General features: G+C 42.6%; 15 protein-coding genes. 13 read left to right on the top strand and 2 right to left on the bottom strand.

Translation table 11 applies throughout. The features are described from left to right. Positions 1–64: 64 nt before the first annotated feature. Positions 65–2,875 carry an ATP-binding protein gene (locus E0H87_RS04615; protein ID WP_131322545.1) on the bottom strand — a complete coding sequence of 937 codons (2,811 nt, stop codon included), beginning with the start codon at positions 2,873–2,875 and terminating at the stop codon, positions 65–67. Positions 2,876–3,028: 153 nt separating this feature from the next. Here E0H87_RS04615 and cysM point away from each other — a divergent pair, with 153 nt between their 5' ends. From cysM to yjgA, 13 genes are all read left to right on the top strand, one after another. Continuing rightward, on the top strand, positions 3,029–3,958 hold the full coding sequence (gene cysM, locus E0H87_RS04610; RefSeq protein WP_131322544.1) for a cysteine synthase CysM: 930 nt from the start codon (positions 3,029–3,031) through the stop codon (positions 3,956–3,958). Positions 3,959–3,984: 26 nt separating this feature from the next. Further along, a complete protein-coding gene (locus E0H87_RS04605) occupies positions 3,985–4,797 on the top strand; it encodes a 3'-5' exonuclease (protein ID WP_131322543.1) in 813 nt (270 codons plus the stop codon). Positions 4,798–4,809: 12 nt separating this feature from the next. Beyond that, positions 4,810–6,201, top strand: coding sequence for a 23S rRNA (uracil(1939)-C(5))-methyltransferase RlmD (gene rlmD / locus E0H87_RS04600; protein WP_131322542.1), 1,392 nt, complete (start codon positions 4,810–4,812; stop codon positions 6,199–6,201). A 29-nt stretch (positions 6,202–6,230) separates the two neighbouring features. Continuing rightward, on the top strand, positions 6,231–8,537 hold the full coding sequence (locus E0H87_RS04595) for a RelA/SpoT family protein (RefSeq protein ID WP_131322541.1): 2,307 nt from the start codon (positions 6,231–6,233) through the stop codon (positions 8,535–8,537). 79 nt (positions 8,538–8,616) lie between these two features. Beyond that, positions 8,617–9,372, top strand: a complete 756-nt coding sequence (gene mazG / locus E0H87_RS04590) for a nucleoside triphosphate pyrophosphohydrolase (RefSeq protein ID WP_131322540.1) — start codon at positions 8,617–8,619, stop codon at positions 9,370–9,372. Between the two features lie 24 nt (positions 9,373–9,396). Continuing rightward, complete coding sequence (locus E0H87_RS04585) at positions 9,397–9,801, top strand: ComEA family DNA-binding protein (protein ID WP_131322539.1); 405 nt, start codon at positions 9,397–9,399, stop codon at positions 9,799–9,801. 132 nt (positions 9,802–9,933) lie between these two features. Next, positions 9,934–11,382 (top strand): polynucleotide adenylyltransferase PcnB, encoded by a 1,449-nt coding sequence (gene pcnB, locus E0H87_RS04580; RefSeq protein WP_131322538.1) that lies wholly within the window; start codon positions 9,934–9,936, stop codon positions 11,380–11,382. After that, positions 11,379–11,867, top strand: coding sequence for a 2-amino-4-hydroxy-6-hydroxymethyldihydropteridine diphosphokinase (gene folK / locus E0H87_RS04575; RefSeq protein WP_131322537.1), 489 nt, complete (start codon positions 11,379–11,381; stop codon positions 11,865–11,867). Before pcnB ends, folK begins: the two co-directional genes overlap by 4 nt. Positions 11,868–11,910: 43 nt before the next feature. Further along, positions 11,911–12,720, top strand: coding sequence for a 3-methyl-2-oxobutanoate hydroxymethyltransferase (panB, locus tag E0H87_RS04570; RefSeq protein ID WP_131322536.1), 810 nt, complete (start codon positions 11,911–11,913; stop codon positions 12,718–12,720). Between the two features lies 1 nt (position 12,721). Beyond that, on the top strand, positions 12,722–13,570 hold the full coding sequence (gene panC, locus E0H87_RS04565; RefSeq protein ID WP_131322535.1) for a pantoate--beta-alanine ligase: 849 nt from the start codon (positions 12,722–12,724) through the stop codon (positions 13,568–13,570). A gap of 21 nt (positions 13,571–13,591) precedes the next feature. After that, positions 13,592–14,443: an RNase adapter RapZ gene (rapZ, locus tag E0H87_RS04560; protein WP_131322534.1), complete on the top strand. Its 852-nt coding sequence runs from the start codon at positions 13,592–13,594 to the stop codon at positions 14,441–14,443. Further along, on the top strand, positions 14,440–14,709 hold the full coding sequence (locus tag E0H87_RS04555) for an HPr family phosphocarrier protein (RefSeq protein ID WP_016166136.1): 270 nt from the start codon (positions 14,440–14,442) through the stop codon (positions 14,707–14,709). Before rapZ ends, E0H87_RS04555 begins: the two co-directional genes overlap by 4 nt. 2 nt (positions 14,710–14,711) lie before the next feature. Continuing rightward, positions 14,712–15,245 carry a ribosome biogenesis factor YjgA gene (gene yjgA, locus E0H87_RS04550; protein WP_131322533.1) on the top strand — a complete coding sequence of 178 codons (534 nt, stop codon included), beginning with the start codon at positions 14,712–14,714 and terminating at the stop codon, positions 15,243–15,245. A 79-nt stretch (positions 15,246–15,324) separates the two neighbouring features. Here the strand turns inward: yjgA and E0H87_RS04545 are convergent, their stop codons facing one another. Continuing rightward, positions 15,325–16,968: an acyl-CoA synthetase gene (locus E0H87_RS04545; protein ID WP_131322532.1), complete on the bottom strand. Its 1,644-nt coding sequence runs from the start codon at positions 16,966–16,968 to the stop codon at positions 15,325–15,327. Positions 16,969–17,048: the final 80 nt, after the last annotated feature.

Raw genomic sequence — 17,048 nt, 5'->3', positions numbered from 1 at the left:
TTCGGAGCATAGCATGTGCCTAACGCACTTGCATGACAGCTCAGTCACATCTTTTTTTCTGAAATTAAGGCATGTGTTTATTTAAAATCGACTGTGCTGCTTGTTTCACTTGTTGCATGATGAGTTTGAGATCATCAAAGCGTTGTAACGTTTCTTGAATAAACTCTTCATCGGCATGACGCTTTTCTTTGCGCAAGGTCGATACAAACTGCTCAAATGATCCAGACGCTTCTTGTAAGTTGGGTGTGCCCACATAACGCGTGGCACCATACAAGCGATGTAAGACATGCTCAAGCTGCGGAAAATCTTCTAGTTCAATCAATTGCTGCATTTCATCGAGTTCGGTATGGAAGCTGTCGACTAACATTTTTAAAAGATCGATCGCCAGATCTTCTTTGTTGGCTGCCAGTTGTAAGCTTTGTTGCCAGTTTAGAATGTGCGGATCAAGTGCCTCAATGACGATATTTTTTTCTACAATGGCTGTTTTGTCGAAGCTTTTACTGGTCCAATGCGTCAAGATTTGGATGATTTGTTCCATTTGAATCGGCTTGGTCACGTAGTCATCCATGCCGACTTTTAAAAGTTTTTGTTTCTCATCGGCCAAAGCATGTGCTGTGAGTGCAATGATCGGGAGGTGAGTTTCTTCTTCTAAAGTCGATTCCAGCGCGCGAATGGCTCGTGTGGTATCAATACCCGACATCACAGGCATTTGAATATCCATAAACACCAAGTCAAAAGCTTTCTGTTTTTGTTCCAGACGCGACTGAATAATATCAATGGCTTCCTGACCACTTTGCGCCTTGGTGGTGGTCACATTCAGTTCAGCCAGTAGGGCTTCCAGCACAATCAAGTTCGGTAAATGGTCATCGACGGCTAAAATATGCAAGCCTTGACCATCAAAGTTTTCATGCTGTTCAGATTGGAACATGGCTTGATTGCTAAGCAGTTGAATCAGCGCATTGCGACTCAGAGGTTGATACAGTGGTCGTGCACGATATTCACTCAGCATATTTGGATCGAGTGCCATTTGATAGCCATAAACCGCAAGACTACCCGTATAGCGACTGCGAATTTCTTTCAACATGGCTTGGGTATCGCCACTATGATCCACAATCAGCCAAGTATTTTCTTGTTGCGACTGAAGTTGATTCAAACGACTAAATAAATCCAGAATCGATGCAGTTTCAATATGCTCGACTTGATAATTTTCGAGGTAGTGACGCAGCACATGTGCAGCCGCAGGATGCGCCAAATAAGACACCACTTTCATATGTTCGAACTGTGGATGAGCAATTTCATATTCTTCATCAACAGCAAACATAGCGGTAAACCAGAAGGTCGAGCCTTTTTCGGTGGGTGCACGTTCTTGGTTGTCTTCAAAGCCAATTTGACCCTGCATTAAATGCACCAACTGTTTGGAAATGGCCAGACCTAATCCAGTTCCACCAAATTGACGCGTGACTGAAGCATCACCTTGTGAGAAGGATTCAAATAAGCGTTTACGGTCTGTGCCACTTAAGCCAATGCCGCTGTCTTGGACGCTAAAATGCAATAAGCATTGCCCAATATCATCATGCTTCATGCGCACCCGAACAATGATTTCGCCATCGGGGGTAAATTTAATCGCATTGGAAATCAGATTGGTCAGAATTTGTTTAAAACGTAGTGCGTCCCCAATGACTTGTTTAGGTACGTCATCGCCATAGTAGAACGCCATATCAATATGTTTTTGTGCAGCCAGTGGCGACAGCATATCCATCACATCAAAAATGGCTTCTTCTAGATCAAATGGGGCGGTTTCTAGTTCGAGTTTGCCTGCATCAATTTTAGAAAAATCTAAAACATCATTAATTAATGCCAATAAATGGGCAGAAGATTTACGAATGGTCTGTAAGTATAAATTTTGTTCGTTGCTTAAATTGCCCTGACGCAGGAGTAAATGAATAAAACCATCAATACTGTTTAACGGTGTTCTTAATTCATGGCTGATATTGGCTAAAAAAACCGACTTGGCTTGATTGGAAGAAATCGCTTGGTCACGTGCTTGGCGGTAAGTAATGTTTTGTACTTCTAAGGTGTCCAGCGTACGTCTTAAGTCATCTTCAGTTTGTTCGGTATGTTCTTTTAATTCTAGAAAGCTGAAATGGAGTCGTTTTACCACATTGGCAATATCGCGTTGTAACAGTCGAAGCTCGCCAGTACTGTTAATGATCATGTGTTGATCAAGTGTATCTGCATTCAGGCGCTGTAATTGCATCCGAATTTCGTACATGGGCGCAATCCAACGACGTGAATAGAAGTTTAAACACAACAGCAAAAGTAATAAGGTTAAAAGCCCTGTTGCCACTAAAACAATCAGAACGCGATAGCGTGCAATTTGTAAGGGCTGATTGTCCAGTTCAATCAGTAACCAGCCTTTTTGATTGAGTGACTCATTAATCTGCATACCATAGACATGATTGCCATTGAATTTGATTGGGCCGAAAAAGTTTTTGTCTTTCGGGTATTGGGGCCAAGGCGAATGAGCATCTCCACCAATATTTAGTCGTTCAGCACCCGTGTGGTCAATAATGGTGGCATGATTCAATAGCTTTTCATTGAACATGTACTGCATCGCATTTTGCGCTTGGTCGTAGTGCCATGGATAGCGATTAAGCAAGTCGAGTGCTGACTCGGCAGTACTTTGGTAGCGGGTTAAAATCGCAATTGCCATTTGGCGCTGTTGCGCTTTTGCTGCATTTGATGTTTCAGATAAAACCAATGCCGCGCCTACACAAGCCAAAATCATAATTGGCACAAAAATCATGGCAATCAGTTGCCCATACGCATGATTTAAGTGTAAGCGTTTAAATAACTTTTTATTGATATTCGGCATGGCAAATGTAGTAAATTCCCTATGCTCAGCATATTAGCATGCTTTATTTGAAACTGACCGTGCTTTAATCACTTTCATGAAAAACCCTGCGAAATGGGTGCAGGACACCCCATTTTTTCATACAATACCCGCACCTCGATCAAGGTACACATAATGAGTAACACAGCCCCCGATTTTCAAGCCGATGAATTTTTGTTAGACCACTATGTCGGAAAAACACCGTTGGTGCGTATACAGCGTCTGGCAAGTCACACGCAAGCCACAGTTTTGGCAAAGTTAGAAGGCAATAACCCTGCGGGTTCAGTCAAAGACCGCCCAGCCTATAACATGATTATGCAGGCAGAAAAGCGTGGGCAAATTCAACCGGGGGATACCTTAATTGAAGCAACCAGTGGCAATACAGGTATTGCTCTTGCTATGGTTGCGGCGATGCGTGGCTATCATATGAAATTGATTATGCCCAATAACATGAGCCAAGAGCGTAAAGATGCTATGCGTGCCTATGGTGCAGAGTTAATTGAAGTGACTCAGCAGCAAGGTATGGAAGGTGCGCGTGACTTAGCCATGCAAATGCAAGCTGAAGGTAAAGGTTTTGTGCTGAATCAGTTTGGGAATCCTGATAATGTCGAGGCGCATTACCTCACGACAGGTCCTGAAATTTGGCAACAAACGGGTGGGAAAATTACCCATTTTGTCAGTTCAATGGGTACGACAGGCACCATTATGGGGGTGTCGAAATATCTAAAAGAACAAAATCCAGAAATTCAAATTGTAGGTTTACAGCCTGAAGATGGTTCGAGCATTGCAGGAATTCGTCGTTGGCCACAGGAATATTTACCGACTATTTTTGATCGTAGTCGTGTAGATCGTATTATGGATATTCCGCAAATTGAAGCGGAAAAAACCATGCGTAAACTGGCACAAAAAGAAGGGATCAGTGCGGGCACCTCTTCAGGTGGTGCGGTATGGGCATCTTTACGTATTGCAGAAGAAAACCCAGATGCAGTCATTGTCTGCATTATTTGTGATCGTGGCGACCGTTATCTATCGACAGGTCTGTTTTCGGTACAAGATCCTGAATAATTTTAAATTGACCTTTGAGAGTTTACATGCGCTTACCTGTTCTTGTTTTTGATATTGAAACCATGACGGACTTGAAATCGGGGGCGCATCTTTATGGTTTGAATTTACCTGAGCCCGACTTAGAACAAGCCTTGACCAAATTGCGCCGTCAAGAGTCTGGTGTAGATTTTCAGCGCTTGCCATTGCATGAAATTGTCTGTATTTCGGGGCTATGGGTCGATGAATTAGGTGCGATGAAGCTGTTTTCATTTAGTCGAGAACAGTATTCAGAAGCCGAAATTTTAAAGAAGTTTCTCTCTATTTTTGATAAGAAGCATCCAACCTTGGTCAGTTGGAATGGTTCACAGTTTGATCTCCCTGTGATTTTGTTCCGTGCCATGTATCATGGTTTGTCGGCATCTAGTTTGTTTGATCAGGGTGAGATTGATCATCAGAAGAAGTATAATAACTACCAGAACCGTTACCATCATCGTCATGTTGATTTAATGGATGTGATGGCTATGTTCAATCTGCGTCATTTCCAGAAATTGGATGATGCTGCCCATTTATTGGGTTTTCCAGGGAAGCGTGGTGATGGTGGTTATCATGTACCCGAATATGTTCGGTTACAACAATGGCAGGATTTAACTGGCTATTGTGAAGGTGATGTATTAAATACATGGCTGATCTATTTACGCTGGTTGTTATTAAAAGGTCAATTACAACTGGAAGAGCACCGCGCTTGGATACAGGCGAGCATTCAGTTGTTACAGGCTCATCCACAACATACTGATTTTCTGAAAATTTGGCGTGAAACGTCACAACAGACAGAATTTACAGCATCCGATTTTCACCATTAAAACTAGGTTTTCATGAAGCATCGCAAGCATACCCGTCCAAGTCAGCAACCGATTTATACCTTTCAGGTTGAGACCCTTTCGCATGAGGGACGAGGGATTGCCCATTATGGTACGGATGCCGCACACCCTGTCGAAAAACACGGCAAGAAAGTCTTTATTGCTCAGGCACTGCCTGGTGAAACAGTTCGCGCCAGAATTACCCATAGCAATAAGCGCTTAGAAGAAGCAGATTGTGTGGAAGTCTTGGGCGCGCCGTCAACGTTAAGAGTGGAGCCTGCTTGCCCACATTTTCATGTCTGCGGGGGGTGTAGCTTGCAGCATATTGAAAAAGATGAGCAGATTCGTTTTAAACAGGATGTGCTGAAATCACATTTACAGCATTTTGCAGGCTTGCAACCAGAAGAATGGTTGGCACCTATTCGCTCTTTACGAGAAGATTACCGTCGTAAAGCTCGGATTGGAGTACGCTATTTCCCACAGCGTGACCAACTGATTGTGGGATTCCGTGAAAAGCAAAGTAATAAATTGACTTCAATTGATCGTTGTTTAGTGCTGGATCAGGCTTTTGGTTCACTCACACGTTTAAAACAGTTACTCCAAAGTCTAACAGCCAAAGCGGCGATTGGGCATATAGAATTGGCGATGGGAGATCAGGATATTGCCTTACTGATTCGCCATACAGAAAAATTATCGGACCATGATGTCAACCAATTAAAACAGTTTACGTTACAGAAACAATGGCAATTGTATTTACAGCCCGCGGGTCCAGACAGCTTACAACGTGTGGATCAGGCACAGGCTGAAATGCGTTTACATTATGCGTTGACTGACTTTGATGTGAATTTTAGTTTTAGTCCACTAGATTTTACGCAAGTGAACTCAACTGTTAATCCGCAAATGGTCAAGCTGGCATGTGAATTGCTTCAGCTGCAACAAGGTGATCGTGTTTTAGATCTCTTTTGTGGACTTGGCAACTTTTCTCTACCACTCGCACGTTGTGTTGGGCCAACAGGACAGGTGATTGCGGTTGAAGGAAGTGATGAAATGGTACAACGCGGTCAGGACAATGCACGTCGCAATGCCATGACCAATATTGAATTCTTTTCACAAGATTTAACAAAAGATTTTTCGCATCATTCTTGGGCAAAACAGGGATTTGATGCATTATTGATAGACCCACCGCGTTCAGGCGCGGAAGAGGTAATGCATTATGTTCCTAAATTTAATGCAAAAAAAATCGTTTATGTATCATGTAATCCAGCAACATTGGCAAGGGATGCAGGTGTTTTGGCACAACATGGCTATCGATTAAAAAAGGCGGGTGTGATGGATATGTTTACGCATACTGAACATGTCGAATCAATTGCCTTATTTGAGCAAGAAAAAGAGATAAACGATTTATAATATGAATGATCATTTCGTAGGAGAAGGGTATGGTCACAGTACGTGAGCAATTGCCTGGGCGACTCAATGAGTTGTCTGAGGAAGCGACTGTAGAGCATGCCGAACAAGCTCAACTTGATTTAGCCGAATGGTTAGATCGAGTACGCGGCATTTTAGACGGGGCAGCGCTCAAACAACTCGAAGAAGTTGCAAAAGAGACTCTGCAAAAAGAGTTAGAATCCACTGTTAATCATCGATCGAATACCTTTTACACAGGCATCGAAATGGCCGATATTTTGGCGCATTTACACGTCGATGAAGATACCCTATCTGCCGCAATGTTGTACCGCAGTGTTCGTGAAGGACTCATGAGCATTGATTTTGTACGTCAGCATTTTGGTGAGCAGGTGTTTAGCTTGGTGAAAGGCACCCTGTCTATGGGTAAGCTTTCTGAGCTGATTGAACAGAATAAACGCTTAGAAGACCATTTTAATAATGATCAGCGTGAACATTTGACGGGCATTTACAAGATGCTAATTTCCGTTACGGAAGATGTGCGTGTTGTATTGATTAAACTGGCAGAACGTACTTATGCTTTACGTGAATTGGCAAAATCCTCGCGTGAGCGTCAGGAACGTGTCGCACGAGAAATTCTGACCATCTATTCTCCCTTGGCGCACCGATTGGGGATTGCGCAGTTAAAGTGGGAACTGGAAGATTTAGCCTTTCGCTATTTGGCACCAGAACGCTATAAAGAAATTGCTTCATTACTGAATGAAAAGCGTTTAGAACGAGAACACTATATTCAGTTTGTGATTGATAAGCTCAAGAATGAGTTAGCCGATCATGGTATTGAAGCCGAGATTAATGGGCGGGTGAAACACATCTATTCGATTTATCGGAAGATGAAAAGTAAGAACCTGAGCTTTGATCAGCTATATGATATTCGCGCCGTGCGAGTATTGGTGAAGTCAGTGCCTGAATGCTATCACTCGCTGGGCATTGTGCATCAAATTTGGCGTCATATTCCACATCAATTTGATGACTATATTACCAATCCGAAAGCCAATGGCTATCGTTCTTTACATACAGCGGTGATTGCTGAAAACAAATCACTGGAAGTACAAATCCGTACCCGCGACATGCATGAAGAAGCAGAGTTGGGTGTGTGTTCGCACTTTAACTATAAAGAAGGCGCGAAAACTACCGATCGCTCCTTCAATCATCGTTTGCATTCATTGCGCGCCGTGTTAGAGCACTTCCAAGAGCGTAATGATGCCAGTGCGCATAAAGAAGATGAAGATTCTGAAAACTTTGAACAGATTCAAGAGTTTGAAGATTTTGAGAAAATTTATGTGTTCAGTCGTGATGGGGATATTAAGGAATTACCACGCGGTTCGACGGTGCTGGATTTTGCTTATCATGTACATACCGAAGTGGGCAACAAGTGTTATGCCGCACGTGTTAACCAACGTTATGTACCGCTCACTTACACCTTGAAAACAGGTGAGCAAGTTGAAATTTTAACCAAGAAAGATCGTGAACCGAACCGTGACTGGTTGGTGAACTCTTTGGGTTATATCCGAACAGCACGTGCCCGCGATAAATTACGTCATTGGTTCCGTCAGCAAGATCGCAGTAAGAATCTGGAAATTGGTCGTGACATTCTCAATAAAGAATTATCACGATTGGCGATTCATCCTAAAAGTATCGATTTAAGTGACTACTGTAATCACTTTAATGTGAAAACAGGGGATGACATTCTGATTAACTTGGTGAGTGGTGATATTAGCCTACATGCCTTGATGAATCAGGTGAATCGTCATATGCATCTGGATCAGGATGAACCTGAACTGGTGCTCAAACCTGCGCTGAATCCACGTGCTAGCCATACGCTGTCAGCACATGGAATTTTGATCGATGGCTTGGATAATGTGGAATTGCATGTTGCACAATGTTGTCAACCTGTCCATGGTGAGTCGATTGGCGGGTATATCACCTTAAATCGTGGCGTCAGTATTCACAAGGTGGCGTGTCCTGACTACGTTCGTATGATTGGTCAAGAACCTGAACGTGCTGTAGAAGCTGACTGGGAAATGCAACCCACACGTGGTCAGAGTGTGCAGATTGTGGTGGAAGCTTATGACCGCCGTGGTTTGTTGAAAGATTTAACTCAAGTGATCTTCTCAGACCAAATCAATATTCGTCAGGTAAACACCATTTCTGAAGCAGATGGTATTGCCAATATGAAATTGTTGATTGAGGTAAAAGGTTTGGCGCAATTGTCCCGTCTATTGGCGCGATTAGAGCAGCAACCTGGTATTATTAGTGCGCGTCGTTTAATTCAAGGAAATTAAGCGAATTAAAAAGCCTGCCTAGAGCAGGCTTTTTATATGTAGAGTTGAAAAGAAATATTGAATAGAGGGTAACTGAGAAATGGAACAACTATTGGCGGTCATGCAACAATTACGTGAAAAATGCCCGTGGGATCAAAAGCAAACGCCCAATAGTTTAACGCCTTACGCGATTGAAGAAGCTTATGAAGTTGAAGCCGCAGTTCGTTCTGGAGATACTCAACATATCAAAGAAGAATTGGGAGATTTATTGCTGCAAGTGGTATTTCAATCCCAAATGTACAGTGAGCAAGGTGCTTTTAATTTTCAAGATGTGGTGCAAGGAATTACTGAAAAATTGATTCGTCGTCATCCACATGTCTTTCAGGCGGAACAATTTCATCAGCTCGATGCAGAACAGGTATCTTCACTGTGGAAGCAAATTAAACAGCAAGAAAAACAAGGCAAACCACAATCTCGTTTAGATCAAATTAAGCATGGCCCAACCTTGCAACAGGCAGAGCAAATACAAAAAAATGCGGCGCATATTGGCTTTGATTTTGCCAATGTAGCCGATGCTTATGTCAAATTAGAAGAAGAATTAGATGAATTACAGCAAGCAATCCAGCAACAAAACTCAGACGAAATACAAGCCGAATTGGGTGATTGTTTATTTTCTTTGATTAATGTTGGACGTAAACTAGGCGTCAATAATGAAATCGCCCTATTGGGGACGATTGATAAATTTAGAACACGCTTTGCTTACATTGAAGATCAAGCGCAATTGCAAAACAAAACTGTAGAGCAATTATCCTTGATGGAGATGGACCAATTGTGGGAGCAGGCGAAAAACCTATGACTTTATAATAAATACAGGCAATTTATGCAGTTGAATTTTAACGCTATTCGATTATTACGAATATTGACACTTTTCACATTCCTGATTTTGGGACTTGGCCGTGTCAATGCGCAAAACTTTGATCAACAGTACTTGAATTGGAAAGCAAAGCAGCAAGCACAGGATGCGCGGCTTGGTTCATCGGGTACAGATGCAAACTATTATTTATCCAAACCCAGTTTAAATACGGCATCGGGCAATAAAATACGTTTGAATAGTGCAACATCAGAACAATTGCAGCAGCTTTCAGGTATTGGTGAGAAAAAAGCTGAAGCCATTTTGCAGTATCGGCAGCAGCACGGAAAGTTCAAAACGGTTGATGAGTTACAGCAGATTAAAGGTATTGGGCCTAAGCTGTTGCAGAAAAATAAAGATCGCTTAGCACTCTAGACTTGAGTTTTGCAGAATTGATACGCAATATTCGGTCATGCGTAGAGATAATCAAATTGCCCTTTGATTGTGTTAGAGATATGATTACACCATCTTAGATATTTTACGTTCAGGCGTAGGAGACAGCGTCTTTTGCAAACTTTGCGCGCGTCAAAATGTGGTTTATCCACCGCTCAACTCCCTGCTTCAATTCTTGATGTGATTGATGCCCTAACCAAGGCGGGCTACGAGGCTTATATCGTAGGGGGCGGTGTTCGCGATTTAATGTTGGGTCTTAATCCTAAGGATTATGATGCCGTAACCAATGCCACACCTTCACAAATTAAAGAAGTGTTCGGGCGTCGTTGCCGTATTATTGGTCGTCGTTTCGAGTTGGCTCATGTCTATTCTGGGCGTGAACTGATTGAGGTTGCAACGTTCCGCGCACCACCGAAAAAGGCAGTCACTTCAGCTGCGGGCATGATCCTGCGTGATAATAATTGGGGCTCAATCGAGCAAGATTTTTCCCGTCGCGATTTTTCTATCAATGCGCTGTATTATCAGCCACGTAAAGATGTGGTGCTCGATTTTTGTCATGCTGTAGAAGATATTCAAAGTCGTACTTTGCGTTTACTGGGTGATCCTCAATTGCGTTTTGAGGAAGACCCAGTACGAATGCTGCGTGCGTTACGTTTCTCAGCCAAATTAAAATTTAGTATTGATCCAAAGATTTTAGAAATTTTTACCCCTGAGCGTACACAGCTTTTGCGTGATGTTTCTCCACACCGTCTTTATGATGAATCACAAAAATTATTTACCATGGGACATTTGTCCCAAGTGTTGCCAATGTTGATTGATTTTGGCATTTGGCATCAGCTTTTTGCAGAGATTCGTCCAGAAATCACGCCGTTTATTGAGCGTGCGGCAAAAAATACCGATCAGCGCATTCAAATTGGTAAAACCATTAATCCTGCATTCTTCTATGCGGTGTTGTTATGGAAACCTTTTTTAGAGCGTTGTGATTTTTATTTGAAAAAAGGTGTGGTGGCTACAGAAGCACGCGCTCAAGCGGGACTGGATGTATTAAAGCGTCAAGCGACACGTACGGTGATTCCGCGTTTTGCCGAAACCTTTATTCGTGAAGTATGGGAAATGCAAACCCGATTGCTAAACCCGAAACCGCAACAAATTGCAGCATTGTCGAACCATGCACGCTTCCGTGCAGGCTTTGACTTTTTACTGTTGCGTGAAAAAGCAGGCGACAATACCACGCAATCTATGGGCAGTTGGTGGGATGCTTATCAATTGATGTCTACCGACGAAAAAGAGCGTGCGATTGGTCAATATAACCGTCAACGCGCCAAAACACGTCGTAAGGCTACGCAAGAAGAACCCATTGAAACTAAGGTTGCAGTTGATATTGAGCCTTTGGTGCAAGAATCTGAACCGCGCAGTCGTCGTAGTCGAAAAGCAAAAACCTCAGAAAATACTTCCCGAGCGGCAACGCATAACACATCTGAATTGGGTCACGATCATCCAATCCTAAAAAGAAAGCGGGTAAAACGTGATTTAAGCCAAGTTGTTTTTGGGCCAACCCAATGAAGATTGTGAGCTATATCGGTTTGGGAAGTAATTTGGGCGATTCGCGTCAAATTTTGACTGAAGCCATGCATAAGTTAGCAACATTGGGTGCTGTTCGTGCATCTAAGTTGTATCAAAGCCCCCCCATGGGTCCGCAAGATCAACCACATTATTTTAATGCGGTGGCTCGTTTGGAAACTAACTTGGCTGCTTTGACTTTGCTGGATCAATTACAGCAATTTGAGCAGGATGCTGGACGGGTGCGTCTGCGTCGTTGGGGAGAGCGGACTTTAGATCTAGATTTATTGCTGTATGGCGATGAACAGATTCAACATGAACGTTTGACTGTCCCGCATGTTGGAATTTTAGAACGTGATTTTGTGGTCATTCCATTATTGGACTTAGACCCAAATCTACACATTCAGGGGCGCCGATTAGATCGCCTGGATTTATTGCAGCACACGACATTAACTGAAGTGGCTGATCAGCATTGGGTCAATATTTAATTACCAAAGGTATGTTCTAGGAACTTCTAGAGAGGAACATCTCATGATTAGTCTGAGTGACTTAAGACAATTTAAACAAGATGGACGTAAGTTTTCATGCTTAACTTGCTACGATGCGAGCATGGCGAAAGCGATGGAACTTGCCGAAGTCGATACGATTTTAATTGGTGACTCTTTAGGGATGGCGATTCAAGGTCGTGATTCAACTTTACCTGTAACCGTTGAAGACATGGCTTATCATACCGCGGCTGTGCGCCGTGGTAATCAACACGCATTGATTATGACTGACTTACCGTTTATGTCGTATGCAACATTGAATGATGCATTGGTGAACTCTAAAACTGTGATGCAAGCTGGCGCACAGATGGTCAAAATTGAAGGCGGGGCTTGGCTAAGTGAGACTGTAGAAGTCCTGACCCGTAATGGTATTCCAGTCTGTGTACATTTGGGTTTAACTCCACAATCTGTGCATGTTTTAGGGGGCTATAAACTTCAAGCACGTTCACGTGAAGCAGCAGATAAATTGCTTGCAGATTGTCAAGCAGTCGTCGATGCTGGTGCTGCGGTATTGCTACTCGAATGTGTACCTGCACAGTTGGGTCAAGAAGTGACGGCATGCTTTCCACACATTCCCGTGATTGGTATTGGTGCGGGAGTCGAAACAGATGGACAAGTTTTGGTTGTACAAGATATGCTCGGTTTGACGTTTGGACGCGTAGCCAAATTCGTGCGTAATTTTATGAAAGAGCAAGCAGGGGAAACTGCAATTTTAGATGCATTTAAGGCGTATCATGCCGCTGTGCTCGATCAATCATTCCCAGCAAAAGAACATACTTTTCAAGTAGAGCTGTAATATGAAAACTGAAACGACGATACAAGGCTTAGCAGCTTCACTGCAACCCGCTCGTACTGCGCGAAAAATTATCGGCTTTGTTCCGACCATGGGGAATTTACATCAAGGACATTTAAACCTTGTACGCGAAGCACGCAAACTTTGTGATGTAGTTGTGGTCAGTATTTTTGTCAATCCGATTCAATTTGGACCGAATGAAGATTTTGATAATTACCCACGTACTTTAGATCAAGACAGTCAGCTTTTGGCGGATGTTGGTTGTGACATTATTTTCGCACCATCGGTTGAGCAAATGTATGGTAAGCATCCTCGTTTAACCAACATCAGCGTCTCAGACATTACCAATGATTTATGCGGTAAACAGCGTCCAGGGCATTTTGATGGCGTGGCTGTTGTTGTGACGAAGCTGTTTAATATTGTACAGCCAAATTATGCTTTTTTTGGTCAGAAAGACTTTCAACAGTTGGCAGTGATTCGTCAATTGGTGCGTGATTTAAACATTCCATTGGAAGTGATTGGCGTGCCGATTGCACGTGCTGAAGATGGTTTAGCTTTAAGTTCACGTAATGGTTATTTGACTGAAGAACAACGTAAAGTTGCGCCAAACATTTTTAAAAGTTTGAAAAATGCTGAAGTTGAATTGCAGCAAGGTACTGATTTAACAGAAGTGTTAACGAATATTAAAACCACGTTGACAGAATCAGGTCTAGTTGTGGACTATGTAGAAGCGCGTACAGCACAATTACAGAACATTGATCAATTCAATCAAGATATTGTTTTGTTTGTCGCGGCAAAATTGGGCACAACCCGACTCATCGATAATTTGCAGATTAAGCATACTGCAGCATAAAAACTGAGGAATAGCTTTGCCATGAAGCGCATTTTGATTGTGACAGGACAATCTGGTTCAGGTAAGTCATCTGCATTGCAGGTACTGGAAGATTTGGGTTATTACTGCATTGATAATTTGCCTTTGGCATTGCTGCCAGAGATTGTTGCGAAACTGGATCGTGAAAATAATCTCGAACAATTGGCTTTAGGGGTTGATGTTCGCAGTACTCGTGCAGATTTGCAGGAGTTTGATCTGGTTTTTGAGCAATTATTACGGCATGGAACGGTCGATATCATTTATTTGACTACGCGGGATCAGGAGTTGATTGCACGATTTAGTGCTTCACGTCGCCCGCACCCATTGTCGAATCGTTTTAAAAGTTTGAATGAGTGTATTCAGGAAGAAAAAACATTATTACTTCCGATACAATTACGCTCTACAGTACATATTGATACAACTGATAAAAGTGTGCATGATTTGAAGCATACTTTATTGTCTAAACTTGGACAGTCCGATAACTTAATTGTAATTTTGCAGTCATTTGGCTATAAACATGGCATTCCTTTAGATGCTGACTATGTCTTTGATGTGCGCCATTTACCGAATCCGCATTGGGATTTAGAGTTGCGGAAATATTCTGGTTTAGATGTACCAGTACAAAATTTTTTGGAACAAAGCTCACAGACCCATGAAATGTTTAAAGACATTTATCATTTTTTGGACAAGTGGTTACCTGCATTTGCTGAGGGGCATCGTCACTATATGACGATCTCTATTGGTTGTACGGGTGGACAGCATCGTTCTGTTTATATTGTGGATAGACTCAAAAAAGCGCTTGAAGCGAATTGGTCTATTCAGGTCCTACATCGAGAAATGAAGCATTGGTCATGATTGACACAACTGTTGACGTAATTAATAAACTAGGGTTACATGCGCGTGCATCTGGCAAACTCATTGAAGTAACCACCAAATTCAAATCATCTATTCAAATTGGAAAAGGTGATAAATTAGTCGATGCGAAAAACATTATGTCTTTACTGATGCTTGGCGCAGGTAAAGGCACCACTTTACGTTTAGTGATTGAAGGCGCAGATGAGGAAAAAGCTCTGTCTGAAGTTCAAGCACTATTTGCAGCAAAATTTTACGAGGCAGATTAATCGTGGCACGTCGACCAAACCGTTTTACTGACGAAGACTTTGAATCTTTAGAAGGACGTGCAAGTAAAACTGAACAGAAAAAGGCCGTACAACGTATGGCATCTTTGGGTTCTCAACTTGCAGAGTTGAACACTAAACAAATTCAAAACTTACCTGTTGAAGAGCGTTTGATTGAAGCACTTTTGGATGTAAAACTGATTACATCAAATGAAGCTCGTCGTCGCCAATTTTTACGTATTGGTAAGTTGTTGCGTAATGAAGATGAAACGGTGATTTTATCTTATTTGACACCGCAACAAGGCGCGAAAAAAACTGCTCAATTGCAGCGTTGGGTTGATCGTATGATCAAAGATGGTGATGTGGTCATTAATGAGTTTTCAAAAACGTATAATGCCGCGGAACGTCATACCATTCGTCAGCACGTATTGCGAATTCACCGCGATATGAAGCAGGAGCTGGATGAAGAACAACTTAAAGCTTCACGTTTGAAGTTGTTTAACTACGTTCAGCAAGTGGCTTTAATTTCAGATAATTAAGCCATTTAGACATAAAAAAGCGACCTTTAAGGTCGCTTTTTTTATGTGAGGGCATTTGTCTGTATGGTCTGCTGAGTGCTTAACCAAACTCACCGATAGCGCGTTCTTTTGCCCAATCACGCAACACGAATTTTTGTAGTTTGCCCGTAGAGGTTTTGGGGATTTCCGTAATCACTACATCTTTAGGTACTTTAAAGCGTGCTAGATGTTGTTTACAGAATTCAATGATTTCCTCTGGTGTTGTGTCCTTGCCTGCTTTGAGTTCGATAAAGGCACACGGGACTTCTTGCCAGCGCGGATCAGGTTTGGCAACCACTGCGGCAGTTAAAATGGCTGGATGTCGATACAACACTTCTTCCACTTCGATTGAGGAAATATTTTCGCCTCCTGAAATAATCACATCTTTGGAGCGATCGGTAATTTTGGCATAGCCATCAGGTTGGCAAACTGCAAGATCACCTGTATGGAACCAGCCTCCCTTAAAGGCTTCTGTCGTTGCCTCAGGGTTTTTTAGATAGCCTTTCATGACAATGTTGCCACGAAACATAATTTCGCCCATGGTAGTGCCATCTTTAGGGACGGGCTCTAAGGTTTCTGGGTCGAGGACTTTCATGCCATCTTGCAGTGGGTAAGGAACCCCTTGACGTGAATGTAGTTGCGCTTGTTCTTGAATAGACAAGTCAGACCAACCTGCTTGAGAGGCACAAAGTGCTGAAGGACCATAAGTTTCAGTCAGACCATAGACATGCGTGACATTAATGCCAATATTGCACATCCCTTCAATAATGGCTGCGGGAGGCGCTGCGCCTGCTACCATTACTTCGACACGATGTTCAAATTTAATCTGCTTCTCTTCGGGGGTATTAATCAGCATGGATAAGACAATTGGCGCGCCACAGAAATAATCTACTTGATGTGCGGCAATTAAGTTAAAGATCAATTCAGGGTCAACTTTACGTAAGCAAATGTTGGTACCGCCATTGGCAGCCATGGTCCAAGCAAAGCACCAGCCATTGCAATGGAATAAAGGCAGGGTCCATAGATAGGTGGCGCGGGGTGTCATACCGCAAGCGATAATGTTACTGGCTGCATTAATATATGCTCCGCGATGATGATAAACCACACCTTTAGGATTACCTGTGGTACCCGAAGTGTAATTCAGGCTAATCGCGTCCCATTCATCATTTGGTAAATGCCATTCAAACTCAGCATCGCCTTCTACGAGCCAGTCTTCATATTCAATTTGCCCAATGGGTGTGGAAAAGCATTGCTCATATTCTTCATCATCCACATCAATCACATAAATTGAATGGGAAACCAAGCTTAAAGCTTCTTTAGCAAGCGTAGCAAATTCAGGATCAACCAAGAGGACTTTGGTTTCGGCATGCTCCAACATGAAGGCAATAGTCTTGGCATCTAAGCGTGTATTCAGGGTATTTAATACCGCACCAATCATAGGCACTGCGAAGTGGGCTTCAAGCATGGCAGGAATATTGGGTAACAGCACTGAAACCGTATCGTTTTTACCAATCCCCAATTTTTGCAACTGATGTGCAAACTGACGGCAACGATTATAAGTTTCTCGCCAACTGATATGTCGCTTGCCATGAATAATTGCATCTTGATGCGGATAAATATAAGCCGCACGTTCTAAATAGCGTAGCGGGGATAGTGCAACAAAATTCGCAGGGGTGCGCGGTAGTTCATCATAGGCAGCGACCATCTAACAACTCCATGTATATTTATTATCATCGATGATTTAAAGATAAGCATTTCAGAATGGACTTGCATTTATGCTTTAGT

The sequence above is a fragment of the Acinetobacter sp. ANC 4178 genome, from assembly GCF_004331175.1.
Taxonomy (GTDB): Bacteria; Pseudomonadota; Gammaproteobacteria; order Pseudomonadales; family Moraxellaceae; genus Acinetobacter.
This window is presented reverse-complemented; position numbering and strand designations above follow the sequence as displayed.

Coding starts and splice junctions, on each gene's coding strand:
- panC (WP_131322535.1), top strand. CDS start 12,722: ATGAAAACTGAAACGACGATACAAGGCTTAGCAGCTTCACTGCAACCC.
- cysM (WP_131322544.1), top strand. CDS start 3,029: ATGAGTAACACAGCCCCCGATTTTCAAGCCGATGAATTTTTGTTAGAC.
- E0H87_RS04545 (WP_131322532.1), bottom strand. CDS start 16,968: ATGGTCGCTGCCTATGATGAACTACCGCGCACCCCTGCGAATTTTGTT.
- E0H87_RS04595 (WP_131322541.1), top strand. CDS start 6,231: ATGGTCACAGTACGTGAGCAATTGCCTGGGCGACTCAATGAGTTGTCT.
- panB (WP_131322536.1), top strand. CDS start 11,911: ATGATTAGTCTGAGTGACTTAAGACAATTTAAACAAGATGGACGTAAG.
- mazG (WP_131322540.1), top strand. CDS start 8,617: ATGGAACAACTATTGGCGGTCATGCAACAATTACGTGAAAAATGCCCG.
- rapZ (WP_131322534.1), top strand. CDS start 13,592: ATGAAGCGCATTTTGATTGTGACAGGACAATCTGGTTCAGGTAAGTCA.
- E0H87_RS04605 (WP_131322543.1), top strand. CDS start 3,985: ATGCGCTTACCTGTTCTTGTTTTTGATATTGAAACCATGACGGACTTG.
- folK (WP_131322537.1), top strand. CDS start 11,379: ATGAAGATTGTGAGCTATATCGGTTTGGGAAGTAATTTGGGCGATTCG.
- E0H87_RS04555 (WP_016166136.1), top strand. CDS start 14,440: ATGATTGACACAACTGTTGACGTAATTAATAAACTAGGGTTACATGCG.
- rlmD (WP_131322542.1), top strand. CDS start 4,810: ATGAAGCATCGCAAGCATACCCGTCCAAGTCAGCAACCGATTTATACC.
- E0H87_RS04585 (WP_131322539.1), top strand. CDS start 9,397: ATGCAGTTGAATTTTAACGCTATTCGATTATTACGAATATTGACACTT.
- E0H87_RS04615 (WP_131322545.1), bottom strand. CDS start 2,875: ATGCCGAATATCAATAAAAAGTTATTTAAACGCTTACACTTAAATCAT.